At 52.6% G+C, this 13,320-nt stretch carries 9 protein-coding genes; 6 read left to right on the forward strand and 3 right to left on the reverse strand.

Annotated elements, in window-relative coordinates:
• Positions 1-20 precede the first annotated feature (20 nt).
• Complete coding sequence (locus ACFPK9_RS06760; RefSeq protein WP_377094073.1) at positions 21-3,221, forward strand: efflux RND transporter permease subunit; 3,201 nt, start codon at positions 21-23, stop codon at positions 3,219-3,221.
• 266 nt (positions 3,222-3,487) lie between these two features.
• Here ACFPK9_RS06760 and ACFPK9_RS06765 read toward each other — a convergent pair whose 3' ends face one another.
• Positions 3,488-4,405: a 2-dehydropantoate 2-reductase gene (locus ACFPK9_RS06765; protein ID WP_377094074.1), complete on the reverse strand. Its 918-nt coding sequence runs from the start codon at positions 4,403-4,405 to the stop codon at positions 3,488-3,490.
• A 119-nt stretch (positions 4,406-4,524) separates the two neighbouring features.
• Between ACFPK9_RS06765 and pyrB the strand changes: the two genes are divergently transcribed.
• The 4 genes from pyrB (at position 4,525) to ACFPK9_RS06785 (ending at position 8,357) form a co-directional block, all read left to right on the forward strand.
• A complete protein-coding gene (pyrB, locus tag ACFPK9_RS06770; protein WP_377094075.1) occupies positions 4,525-5,424 on the forward strand; it encodes an aspartate carbamoyltransferase in 900 nt (299 codons plus the stop codon).
• 31 nt (positions 5,425-5,455) lie between these two features.
• The gene (locus tag ACFPK9_RS06775; protein WP_377094076.1) at positions 5,456-6,271 is read left to right on the forward strand and encodes a D-alanyl-D-alanine carboxypeptidase family protein; all 816 of its coding nucleotides are present in this window, start codon (positions 5,456-5,458) and stop codon (positions 6,269-6,271) included.
• Between the two features lie 116 nt (positions 6,272-6,387).
• Positions 6,388-7,539, forward strand: a complete 1,152-nt coding sequence (gene bioF / locus ACFPK9_RS06780) for an 8-amino-7-oxononanoate synthase (RefSeq protein ID WP_377094077.1) — start codon at positions 6,388-6,390, stop codon at positions 7,537-7,539.
• Between the two features lie 53 nt (positions 7,540-7,592).
• Positions 7,593-8,357 (forward strand): dienelactone hydrolase family protein, encoded by a 765-nt coding sequence (locus ACFPK9_RS06785; RefSeq protein WP_377094078.1) that lies wholly within the window; start codon positions 7,593-7,595, stop codon positions 8,355-8,357.
• Between the two features lie 2 nt (positions 8,358-8,359).
• Here the strand turns inward: ACFPK9_RS06785 and lnt are convergent, their stop codons facing one another.
• Entirely contained in the window at positions 8,360-10,216 is a 1,857-nt protein-coding gene (gene lnt / locus ACFPK9_RS06790) for an apolipoprotein N-acyltransferase (protein WP_377094079.1), read from the reverse strand.
• Between the two features lie 101 nt (positions 10,217-10,317).
• On the reverse strand, positions 10,318-12,282 hold the full coding sequence (locus ACFPK9_RS06795) for a phospho-sugar mutase (protein WP_377094080.1): 1,965 nt from the start codon (positions 12,280-12,282) through the stop codon (positions 10,318-10,320).
• Positions 12,283-12,352: 70 nt separating this feature from the next.
• Between ACFPK9_RS06795 and ACFPK9_RS06800 the strand changes: the two genes are divergently transcribed.
• Positions 12,353-13,252, forward strand: a complete 900-nt coding sequence (locus tag ACFPK9_RS06800; protein WP_377094081.1) for a class I SAM-dependent rRNA methyltransferase — start codon at positions 12,353-12,355, stop codon at positions 13,250-13,252.
• Positions 13,253-13,320 lie beyond the last annotated feature (68 nt).

The following is a 13,320-nucleotide window of genomic DNA, read 5'->3' on the forward strand; positions in this document are numbered from 1 at the left end:
TCTAACTCTTTTCTAGATCCATGGTCTTATCAGACACATCCATCCGCCGTCCCGTAGTCGCCTTGGTACTTTCCATCGTGATTGTCTTGCTCGGCCTGCTTTCCTTTAAATCTCTCCCCGTTCGGGAATATCCGAACACCGATCCGCCAATCGTCTCAGTCACCACCGTACTCCAAGGCGCTGACGCGGCTACTGTCGAATCAACCATCACCGAACCGCTCGAAGAACAGATCTCGACCATCGATGGAATTAAACTTCTGAAGTCTGAGTCACGTGAACAGGTCTCTCAAATCACTGTCGAATTCAATCTCGACCGCGATGTAGACGAAGCCGCAAACGATGTCCGCGACCGCGTATCGCGCGCCCGCAGTCGACTCCCAGAAGAAATCGATGAACCCAGCATCTCTAAAGAAGAAGCTGACGCGTCACCAATCATTTGGTTCTCGCTCAACTCCGACCAACGCTCGCTGTTAGAGCTTTCAGATTTCGCCGACCGCATCGTCAAACAGCGCATGCAGACAGTCACTGGCGTGGGCAACATCATCATCGGTGGTGAAAAACGCTTCGCCATGCGCATCTGGCTCTCTGCCGAAAAACTCGCAGCCTACAACCTCACCGCTAACGATGTCGCAAACGCTCTGCGCCAGCAGAACGTCGACATCCCAGGTGGCCGTACCGAAGCGCTCACTCGCGAATTCACCGTCCGTATCGAAGGTGACATGAAAACCGCTGGTGAGTTCAACAAGCTCGTCCTCGCCCACCGCTCGGGCCAACCAATCTTCCTTGAAGATGTCGGCCGCGCAGAACTTGGATCAGAAGACTACCGCACACGGACCTTTTTCAATGGTTCACCGACCGTTGGTCTCGGCATCGTTCGCCAATCCCAAGCCAACCTTCTCGAAGTTGCTGATGGTGTAAAAAAAGAAGCCGAAACCATCATGGAATCCGGCCTCCTACCTGACGACGTGAACCTCGAACTCGCCTACGACTCATCCGTCTTCGTTGAGCGTTCAGTGGATGAAGTATACGTCACACTCGCTCAGGCAGTCGGTCTCGTAATCCTAGTCATTTTCCTCTTCCTCCGCGACTGGCGCGCCACCCTCATTCCGCTCGCCACCATCCCAGTTTCACTCATCGGCACCTTCGCAGTCATGGCTGCGCTCGGATTCACTATCAACGTCCTCACCCTCCTCGCCCTCGTGCTTGCAGTAGGTCTCGTAGTCGATGACTCCATTGTTGTCTTGGAAAATATCTATCGCCGAATCGAACTTGGCGAGAACCCCATTCGCGGAGCCGTCCGCGGAGCTCGTCAAGTCGCCTTCGCCGTCATCGCTACCACCCTCACTCTAGTTGCGGTATTCGTGCCAGTCGCCTTCCAGTCAGGAACCACCGGTCGTCTCTTCTACGAATTCGGCATCACCATGGCCATCTCCGTGGTCATATCCTCACTCGTTGCGCTCACCCTCGCACCGATGCTCTGTTCCCGAATTCTCAAAATTAAACAAGTCGACGGCAAAGCCAAACACGGCTGGCTCTACGAGAAAACTGAATGGATTTTCCAAGGCATGACCGATGGCTTCGCCAAAATTCTTAGAGGTGCGCTCAAGTTCGGTTTCATCGCCCTCCTTCTCGTCGTTGCTGCATTTTTCACCATCACCAGCCTCTATCCTAAGTTACAACGTGAACTCGTTCCCCTCGAAGACCGAGGAATGTTCATCTCCATCCTCATCGCTCCACTCGGTTCGACGCCAGATTACACCCAGCGCTACGTCGGCACCATGGATAAAATTGTCCGCGATCAAGACGAAATCGCGTCTAACTTCTCCGTCACCGCTCTCGGCCGCGGCACTCCTGGTGCTGCCGATTCCGGCCTCATGTTCTCTCGCCTCAAACCTTGGGAAGAACGCGAACGTACAACCCAAGAAGTAATGGGCGGCACCATGCAGCGCTACGCTACTGAAGTTACTGGCGGCATCGCCATTCCAATTCCGATCAAGCCCCTCGGTGGCGCTGGACTCGGGTCCAACCTTCAGTACGTTTTACAGGGGTCCAATTTCGACAAACTCGAAGAACTCAGTAACGTCATTATGGGCGACATGCGTCAGAGCGGTATTTTTACCAGCGTCCGCGCAGAACCTCGTACCTCTAAACCTGAACTGAAAGTCACTCCAAACCGCCTCAAAGCCGCCGACCTCGGTGTCGATGTGGCAGATATCGCGGAGACGCTACAGACTATGTTTGGCTCAGCTGATGTCACCCGTTTCAAGAAGAACGCCCGCCAATACGACGTGGTCGTACAACTCGACGACGGTGAGCGCGCACTTCCGAACGACCTAACACGTGTCTATGTGCGTTCCAGATCTGGAGACATGGTTCCACTCGCCAGCCTCGTTGATGTCAAAGAAGGCGTCGCTCCAGAAAAATTCCCGCGCTATAATCGTCTCAATGCTTTCATCATTAGCTCCGAGCTCGTCCCAGGACACACCCTCGGGGAAGCAGTCGAATGGCTCCAAGACAAGTCGAAAGAAGCCCTGCCGACCGGTTACTCATACACCTTCGATGGCGAAGCTCAAGAATACGTCGAAAGCTCTGACGATACGATGATGCTCTTCCTACTCGCTCTGCTCTTCACCTACCTCATTCTAGCAGCGCAGTTTGAAAGCTGGGTTCACCCGCTTACTATCTACACCGGTGTAATCATCGCCATCGCAGCTGCAGTCGCAGCCATCTGGGCGACACAGTTCGAATGGTTCTCAGGGATCTTCGGATTCGGCCAACTCACGGATAACCTCTTCACCAAGTTCGGCTTCATCATGCTCATCGGACTCGTAGCGAAAAACGGCATCCTCATCGTCGAATTCGCCAACCAGCTCCAACTCGAAGGCAAAACCGCCCGTGAAGCTGCCTACGATGCCGCGGTCATGCGTCTGCGCCCGATCCTGATGACTGCCATCTCGACAGTCTGTGGCGTTGCTCCTATCGCCTTCGCCTCTGGCGCCGGTGCGGAAACCCGTAACCCCCTAGGCTTCGTAGTAATCGTCGGTGTCGCTGCCTCAGCGATCCTTACCCTCTTCGTCATCCCTGTCTTCTACCTGCTCTTTGACTGGATCAAACGCAAGACCACAGGAACTGGCTCCGCCAACGGACTCAAAATGTCTGACCAAATCGCCTCCGACATGGCGAAAGAAGACAACAAGAAATTACTCGAAGCGAGCAACTAACCCTGCTCATTCATAGCTCAAAAAGGCGACCCTACCACAGGTCGCCTTTTTTTATTTTAATCCTCTCAGCACAATAATGGCGTCATTTTTATTCAAGAGCCAGACTCCACTGCTCTAACACTATTTGCCCAGGTAAATTGGTAAGATGGTGCTAACAGTCATGGATCCCGACAAGTCGTACAACAAATTCAAACACCTCTATACTTTCCCGGACTTCAAGAGAACTCTGAGAATGGCAGAACACTAAGCTACAGACTTTAGTTTAGCTAAATCCGCGATTCTAAACGTTCCGCAATCCGCCCCGTCAGTTCCTCCATCTCTGGCACCGCTACACCCACTCTCTTCGCCACCTCCAGTGGCTTTTGCCATATAGCTTCAAACTCCACTGGCCGCCCCTCCACGAAATCGATCATGCTCGATGGCCGATACTTCTTCATCGGATGAGTAATCTCGATCTGTAGATCAATAAAGCTCTCCGGAATCTCATGCCCCAGAGCCGCAGCTACCGACACCACCTCATGCATGATCGCCCGAACTTTCGGCTCCAGTCCTCGCTCTTTTAATAAAACCTCAGTATCGACCCCACTCTCAGCTATCGCCAAGCCATTGAACGGAAAATTCCAGACGAGCTTCATCCACAAAGCCTTTTCTAAAGACTCGACCGCCTCACACGGAAAATTGGCACCATTGAACACGCTTTCGATTCCCTCCAGTCGTTCTGACTTTCCACCCACAAATTCCCCTATCCTAATCAAGCCCGATGCCGTGTGAGAAATTACTCCCGATCTTAAGCGATTGATACACACAAAACACAAACCCGCCATCACCCGCTCAGCCCCGAATAGCTCAGCCAAATACTCACAATTCCCCAAACCATTCTGCAGCGTGAGAATTGCCGTTTTCTCTCCTAACAACGGCCGAATCACCTCCTCAGCGCATCCATTCGCTGTCGCCTTCCACGCCACGATCACCAGATCCACCTCACCAATCTCCTCCGAGGTCCGCGCACATTGCACCTCATCCAAATAAAAATCACCAGCCACCGATCTCACATCGAGCCCATGCTCATTCACCTGCTCGAAATCCGTGCGCAGTAAAAAAGTCACATCCTCCCCCGCCTGTACCAAGCGAGCTCCATAATAAGAACCCACAGCTCCAGCTCCAACAATTACTATTCTTCCCAACGCCATCAACGGATTTATGGAAGAACTCCTCCGATCATTCAACATTCTTTATCCACCATAGCAAAGCCAAGTAGGAAACATTCGACATTCCCAAATCATTCCTCCAAACTCCCGCCCGTATGCGCCACGTCCTCACCGCTGACCAATTTTCTCGCCCCGATCTCGATCGCATCATGCAGCGCGCTGCTGAAATGGAAACCATCCTCCAGCAAGGCGGCTCAAAAATGTGCGACGGAAAAATCCTCGGAGCACTTTTTTACGAACCTTCCACCCGTACACGTCTCTCCTTCGAAACCGCCATGATGCGTCTCGGCGGCAATGTCATTTCAGAAACTGACGTCACCTTCTCCTCACAAACCAAAGGAGAAGTCATCGAAGACACCATCCGTATCGTCGGTGGCTACGCTGATGTCATTGCCATCCGTACCAAAGTAAAAGGAGAAGCTAAAGTTGCCGCCCACTACTCACCTGTCCCAGTCCTCAACGGCGGAGACGGCAGCGGTGAACACCCAACTCAATCGCTGTTAGACCTCTACACCATCGTCAAACACCACAAAATTGGCGAAGAAAAACTCAAAGTCGCATTCGTCGGTGATCTCAAGTACGGACGTACCGTCCATTCCCTCGCCAAAGTCCTCCACCAATTCGACGGCGTAGAACTCCTGTTCGTTGCCCCCGAGGTCATCCAAATGCCGAGCGAATACGTCAATCCAAGCGACACGATCTATCACGACCTCACAGACGAGGTGCTGAAAACTGCCGACGTCATCTACGACACCCGCATGCAGAAAGAGCGATTCGAAGATATCGAGCAATTCAACCAAGTCAAAAACGCCTTTATCTTCACCCCAGAAATGGTCCAACAGATGAAACCAGAAGCAACCCTCATGCACCCGCTCCCACGCGTCAATGAAATCATGCAAAAGGTCGATGACCTCCCACAAGCCCGCTACTTTGAACAGGCTCTCAACGGAGTCCCCGTCCGTATGGCTCTCATCGCTGAAGCACTCGAAATTTGACACATCCCCATTTTCACACAAGACTCCACCCATGACTCGGCGCCTCTTCCAACTTCGTGCATTCCAATGCCTCGCCTTCCTTTCCATCCTCACTTCAGGAATCGTCTCAGCAGCTAGTGCTCCAAGCATCGGCGCCAAACGCGCCATCGTCATCGATTACGACAGCGGCCGCATCCTCTTCGAAAAAAATGCTCACGACAGATGCGCAGTAGCATCTACCCAAAAACTTCTCACCGCACTCTGCGTTCTGGACGCTGGCTCGTTGAAAGACAAAGTCACAGTTGTAGAAACTGACACCTACGTCGAACCTACAAAAGTCTACATCAAACCAGGTGAAACCTACACCCGCTACGACCTCCTCCAAGCACTCATGGTAAAATCTGGCAACGATGTCGCACGCGCCCTCGCTCGCGATGTCTCTGGTAGCCAAGCTAACTTCTGCCACTACATGAACCAAAAGGCCGTACAAATGGGCATGCGAAACTCCCACTTTTGTAACCCTCACGGACTTACCGAAAAAGGCCAATACTCCACAGCTTACGATGTCGCCATCCTCGCTCGCAATGCATACTCTCGCCGTACCATCCGCGACATGGTCAGCAACAAAGGTTACTACTTCCAACACCCTGGCGGTACGCGCAAATATCTAAAAAATACCAACCGCCTTCTCAAATCACTCAGCTTCTGCAATGGTATGAAAACTGGCACCACTAATGCCTCAGGCCGTTGCCTCGTCAGCTCCGGCACCTACAAAGGCCGCACCGCCATCGTAGTCTGCCTCGGCGCCACATCATCCACAATCTGGACCGATTCCGAAAAACTCCTCCGCTGGGCACTCGGCCTATAGCTAGGTGTTTAATTCAGGTAGTGCATGTATAGGTAGGCTGAGCTCGCCGCAACGCCGCGAAAAATATAGTACGCCTACCACCCTTCACCGAGCCTTTCCGAAAAACCTCTTCACTCATGCGCCACCCCGAAGACGAACTCGCTGAACTCGAATCCGCTTCGCTCAAGCGCAACCTACGCCCAGTCGACTCACCCCAGCTTCCCCATTTCAAAGTCAATGGCGAAACCCTTCTCAACTTCGCCTCCAACGACTACCTCGGCCTCGCCAATCACCCCTCTATCAAAGCCGCCTATCAGGAGGCTCTTGAACAATGGGGCGCAGGCTCTGGTTCCTCCCGTCTCATCTGCGGTTCACTCCCCCCACACCGCGAACTCGAAACCTTTCTCGCCGAAGCAAAAGGCACATCAGCCGCTCTCGTTTTCTCCAATGGCTACGCCACCTCCGTCGGCACCCTCTCCGCACTCCTCCAAAAAGGCGACACCGTCATCCTCGACAAACTCTCCCACGCCTCACTTATCGATGGAGCTCGCCTCAGCCGCGCCACCATTCGTGTCTTCCCCCACAACGACCTCACAAAGTTAGAAAAACTCCTCCAGTCCACCACCGAAAAAGCGCCTCCTCACAGCCGCACCATCATCGTCACCGAATCAGTCTTCAGCATGGATGGCGACATCTCGCCACTCGCCGAAATCATCGCTCTTAAACAAAAATACGGAGTTCTCCTCTTAGTCGATGAAGCCCATGGCCTTGGCGTTTACGGCAAAAATGGAATGGGCCTTAGCGAGCATCTCGACTGCAGCTCTGACATCGACTTTCACATGGGCACCCTTGGAAAATCAGCTGGTGTCGCCGGCGGCTACATCGCCTGTTCACAGCCATATCGTGAGCTCTTGGCAAATCGGGCACGCTCTTTCATCTACTCCACCGCCCCACCACCAGCACAATCCGCCGCCGCACTCGCCGCACTCAAGCTCATCCACAGCGACGAAGGCACGCAGCTCCGCGAAAAACTTTGGGCCAACATCCGCTATTTCAGCGAACTTACCCAATCTCCCCTCGCTTCTAGCGCCATCATCCCTTGGCACATCGGCGACTCAGCCAGTGCTCTAGCACTTTCTAACAAGCTCCAACACGAGTACAGCATTCTCGCCCCCGCCGTCCGCTACCCCACCGTTCCACGCAACACCGCCCGGCTACGCATCACCCTCACTGCAGCTCATAGCAATGACGATATAAAACAACTCTACCACTCGCTCGCCGCCTCCTAACAAATTCCATCTGTTTGAGCGTGCAGATTTCTCAGAACTGTTATACTGCGCGCATGAAACTTACATCCTTGTTTAGTCTATTAGCCGCTGGCCTCTGTCTTGGCGGAGAAATGTCAGTGAACTACAAAGATGGAAACGTCGAATGTGAAGGCTTCGTCGTCACTCCTGAAAATGCAGATAACACTCCCGTCATCCTCGTGGTACACCAGTGGATGGGTCTGACCGAATACGAAAAAAGCCGTTGCCGTCAACTAGCCGAACTCGGATACATCGCCTTTGCCGTTGATATCTATGGCAAGGGAGTGCGCCCTTCCAATAAAAAAGAATCAGCCCAACAATCGAGTAAATACAAGTCCGACCGCGCCCTCTTCCGCAGCCGTCTCAATGCTGGACTTGATGCAGCATTAAAGACCGAAGGCGCCGACTCTGATCGCGTTGCCGCAGTAGGCTATTGTTTCGGAGGTACTGGCGTTCTCGAGTTAGCCAGAAGTGGTGCCAATGTCGATGGAGTCGTCAGCTTCCACGGCGGTCTTGGCTCACCTACTCCCGATGACGCCTCCAATATCAAAGGCCGTGTCCTAGTCCTCCACGGTGCAGTCGACCCTATGGTTTCAGCAAAAGAGCTAGCAGATTTCGAAGCTGAAATGACCGAAAACCAAGTCGACTGGGAACTCATTAAATACGGTAGCGCAGTCCATTCCTTCACCCAGCCAATGGCTGGGAACGATCCGAGCAAAGGCGTCGCCTATAATAAAAAAGCCGACCAACGCAGCTGGCAACGCATGAAAAACTTCCTCGAAAACCTTTTCGGAAAGTAGTTCTAACGCTTCAGACCAAGAAACGCACCTCCTCCGAAAGCCATTAAGGCGCACAGAATAACAAACCAATCACCAGCCACGGCATAAAGCGTCCAGACTGGCTGCGTCGGCACCTTCACCGTTGCGTAGAGTCCATCTCTTATGAATGGATTCTCACGCGTTCCGATAGCATTGAGCTCACCCGTCTGCGGATTCACCATCGAGCCGATGGTATCCACGATGCCGCTCACGCCAGTATTCGCCGCACGCGCCATCGGGCGTCTAAGTTCCACACTACGAAACTTCGCATTCGCCATATGCTGCCTCGCTGCCTCGCTTTCGCCGAACCATCCATCATTGGTGATATTTACTAGCATCTGCGGAGCATCGCGTACGAACTTACGTATCACTCGGCCCACGGTATCCTCGAAACAAATATTCGGCATCAGCTGCACATCTTCACCCCGCAGCTCCACCGTTAAAGGCTCAAACGAGCCACCGCTAGAAAAATTTTTCCCATAGGACATCCCCGAGAACATGCTGGCGATACTACTTAATAACGGCACTTCTGGTATGTATTCTCCAAACGGCACTAGGTGATTTTTCCCATGCGTCTGTAACGCCGTTGTGGGGTAAAGATTCTCTTCAGCGATCTCAGGCCCCGTCACTGCAAATGTGTTATAGGCATCACCCACCTCAAGGTCATAATAGACCTCTCCCTCGATCACCACGCCCGCCAAAAAGTTTGCGCCAAACACCGTCTTAAAATGATTTTCTTGGTAAATTTGTTCCACCAACAGATCCTTAGTCAGCAGTGGCAAATAAACCCCTTCTACCTCAGGAAGGTAGACCAATGGCTGAGTCGTAGCTGACTCAGGGAGAACCACTAGATCTGGATATTCTAACTCTATTTCCTCACCAGTCTTTACAGCCTCAGCCATTCTTTCTTGATTGAGCATGTCCAATTCGCCGAGCTCTCGCTGGATACTTTCAACATAGGCATTGTAATGCTCGACCTCTAACTGCTCATCCCACTTCAGTGTCTGTTTAATATTCTCCTGAATAATCAAGGTCCTCACCCCGTGAAATGGCGCATTACTGTGATACGCCATGCGATTCACACCATAGGCAAAAACAGCCGCTATGACTCCAACAGCAATACCAATTTCAAAATGAGCCTGAAACTTTCCAGCACGCACTTCATCAATCAACCGCTTACCAGTTTGCAGCATCACCGCGGCCATAAACATCGGGATAAATGCCACCCCCGTCACACCCACCAGATCCGCCACCTGCATCACCACCGGTACTTCATGGAATGCCACACCGAGTCCATTCCAACCAAATCCCGTCAACATCCAGCCACGCAACCACTCTAAAACTACCCACGCCGAAGCATTGATCACAGCAAAACCTAACACCCGCATCGATGGCTTAAAACCACCCACCCGTTTCGGACGCTCTAATTTTGCCTCCATTTTCTCAGAGATCCCAGACTGCGCTACCTTAGCAGTCCTTCTCCACGGATTCCCCACCGTCGCCGCGAACATCCCCCACACACCAAAATACAATGCCAAATACACTGCCAGCATCAACCAGCCTGAATACGCACCCAGCACAGGCACCGTCGGCAAATCCCCCATCGCCGTCAGCCATTTCACGTTCAGCAGCCAAAACGCCAAACCTCCCACAAAGCCTACTTTAAACCCAAAGCGTTTCCGCTTCTTTTCCCCGCCACCGAGCCACAATCCCACCATCAGCGGTATCGACCAAATCCACACAAAGCTCCCCGACACTTCAAAGCCAGGAAAGCACATCGCTAACAGCACTCCACTTAATGTAGCTGCTAAATAAGGAAGAAATGGCTTTAAGGTATTCATCGTCATTTAAAATAAAACCCTAGGATCAGCGCTCGATCCCAGGGTGAAATCTCCATGCATTAGACCATAAAACCTAACACATAAAACTTAAAACTAGCGCCCTACGCCATCCGCGTCTTAGCATCAGCTTCGAGTGCGGCCCAGAGGCTCTCTATGCCCTCGCGCACCTTCTGCTTGCTCGCTTCGAGGTCTTCAGCAGGCTCATCTTTTCCGAAAAGGTAAAACTTAATCTTCGGCTCAGTCCCTGAAGGGCGCACTGCAAAGGAACGACCATCTTCAAGCTCAACCAAAAGCATTCCTGCATTAGGAATCGCATCCCCTTCGCTGTCCTCAAATTCCTCTTTCGCGAAATCGCGCACGCGGCTTACCGCTACGCCATCCACTGCGCTTGGTGGAGTGTTAGAATAAGAGTCGTTCAGCGCTTTGATTTGTGCAGCACCTTCTGCCCCCTCCATCACCATCGACTTCCCTTGCTCAAGATAGAAACCAAATTCCTTATAAATTTCGTCTAACAATCCGGCGATGCTCATCCCTTCGCTCTTCGCATACGCCGCCACTTCAGCAAACATCACCGCAGCCATATTCGCATCTTTGTCGCGTACGAAGTCAGCACCTAGATATCCATACGACTCTTCACCGCCAAAAATGAAGAATCGCGAGTACTCAAGACGAAGCTTGCGAGTTTCAGCTTCGCTAAGATCACGGTAATTTCCTTCGTACTTGTCAGCCGGAATTCCTTGCTCGTACTTCATCAGCTTGTCAGCAATGAACTTAAAGCCTGTCAGCGTGTCCACCATGTTGACGCCGTACTTCTCAGCAATCGCTGTCTGTAACTCGGTCGTCACAAATGTTTTCACCAAACAGGCATGGCCACGGTTAGAATCGTTGAGAATTCCGAGATCAAACATCGTCTTGGTGCGATACCACGCCATCAATGAGCCAATCTGGTTCCCTGTGAGAAGCTGCATTTCCCCTCTATCATTGCGCACAGCCACCCCCATGCGGTCGCAGTCAGGATCGGTACCGATCACGATTTCAGCATTTTCCTTTTCGGCGAGATCAATACCCATCGCCAACGCTGGAGCATTTTCAGGATTTGGCGAAGCCACTGTTGGGAATCGTCCGTCTCCTCCATCTTGAGCCTCAACAGTCAGCGTCTCAAAACCGAGCTCTCTCAAAAGAGGTACCGAAATATGACCGCCAGTTCCGTGAATATTCGCGAACACCACTTTCGCCCCACCATTTTCTAGCAGGTCGGGACGCAACAGAAGCGTCTTCAGCTTGTCCATGTAGCGGCGATCCGCCTCAGCACCGAGCACAGTGAGCGTGCCCTGTTCCGCTTCTGGAAGTGGCTCATACGCTTCTTGTGTCACTCCCTCAAATTCTTCCAAGACACCAGACGCATGAGGTTCTACTAATTGCGCACCTTCGTTAAAGTATGCTTTAAAGCCATTGTCGTGCGCGGGATTGTGGCTCGCAGTCAAGACCACACCTGCATCGAGACGGAGCTCACGGATAAGAAATGAAAGTTGTGGAGTCGCGCGCGCGCCTTCATACAAATACGCATCACAGCCAAGCTCCACGCAGACCTTCGCGCAGAATTCCGCAAAATCACGTGAGAAATGGCGCGTGTCGTGCGCAAAAGCAAAGCTCGGTTTGCGGTCGATCCCCTCACTCGCGAGATACTTCTTCACATAAGCGATCATCCCACGAATAGCTCTCCCCACATTGTAAAAATTCATTGTCGCCGTTCCCACACATGGATGTTCCGGACGCTCGAGCGGACCACCATCACCAGCTTCAGCAACTGTCACAATACTGCCAATCGTACGGCCACGGAGACCTCCAGTGCCAAATACCAATGTCTTAAAAAAGCGATCATTCAGCTCACCCCATTCTCCGACTGTGATTAACTCTCTCACAGCAGCTTCGGCTACCGGACTATTTGTCCCTGCTAACAAAGCAGAAATATTGTCGCAGGATGACACTAACAAATCGCCGCGTTCCACGGCACCATCGAGAAGGGGTAACAAGTCACTCATTTCGCGCTGGATCATAGAAGCCATACATGAGAAGGCAACCCCGCAAACATAGATTTTACCTGAAATCTCGTCACACTTCTGCCATATAGATTCTATGAACGTCTCCGATCTCTTCGAGCAAGCCATCGCCAAACGACAACACCTGCTAGACGATGCCACCAATGCCGTCCGGCTCTTCGATGGCTCGGGAGACGGAGTTCCGGACATCTTCCTCGAATGCTTCGCCGACAGATGGATCCTCTCCACCCGTGACAATCGTCTCTCTAACGACATCCGTGAGTTTTTCCTCCACAGCGGAAAAACCGTCTACTGGAAGCAACTCGACCAACATCAAAAAACCGATCCCAGCCACCTCGCTGGCCCTGAACAAACCAACCCATTCCTCGCACGCGAATCCGGCATCAACTACGAAATCTCCTTCCAGTCAGGCTACTCCCAAGGCATATTCCTCGACCAACGCGACAACCGCAAGCGCGTCCGCGACCGCGTCAGCTCCGGCGACCGTATCCTCAACACCTTCGCCTACACTGGAGCCTTCACCGTTTCCGCAGCCATGGGGGGAGCCACCACCTCTACCCTCGACCTCTCCCAACCCTACCTCGACTGGGCCAAACAAAACCTCAGTCACAACAGCATCGACCCCACCGCGCACTACTTCTGTAAAGGCGACACCTTCCACTGGCTCCGTCGCTTTAGCAAACAAGGTCGCAAGTTCGATGGCATCATCCTCGACCCGCCCACCTTCTCACGCGATGACAAAGGTAAGGTCTTTCGCGTCGAAAAAGACTACCACCGCCTCACCGACCTCGCCGCCCAGTGCCTCAACCCCGGTGGATGGATCCTCGCCTCAACCAACTGCCGCAAAATGAGCGACCAAGACTTCCTCTACGAAGCCTCCCGCCGCCTCCCGCGCCACCACAAAGCCACCGCCCTTCCCATGCCAGAAGAATACACCGGCGAGCGCTACCTCAAATCCCTCTGGTTCGATTTATAAAAAGCCTCCCCTTGGCAAAGGGGTACCTCTAAAACCATTCATCACACCTACAAAAAAAGCACGCCTTG

It is taken from the genome of Rubritalea spongiae (assembly GCF_042652385.1).
GTDB lineage: Bacteria > Verrucomicrobiota > Verrucomicrobiia > Verrucomicrobiales > Akkermansiaceae > Rubritalea > Rubritalea spongiae.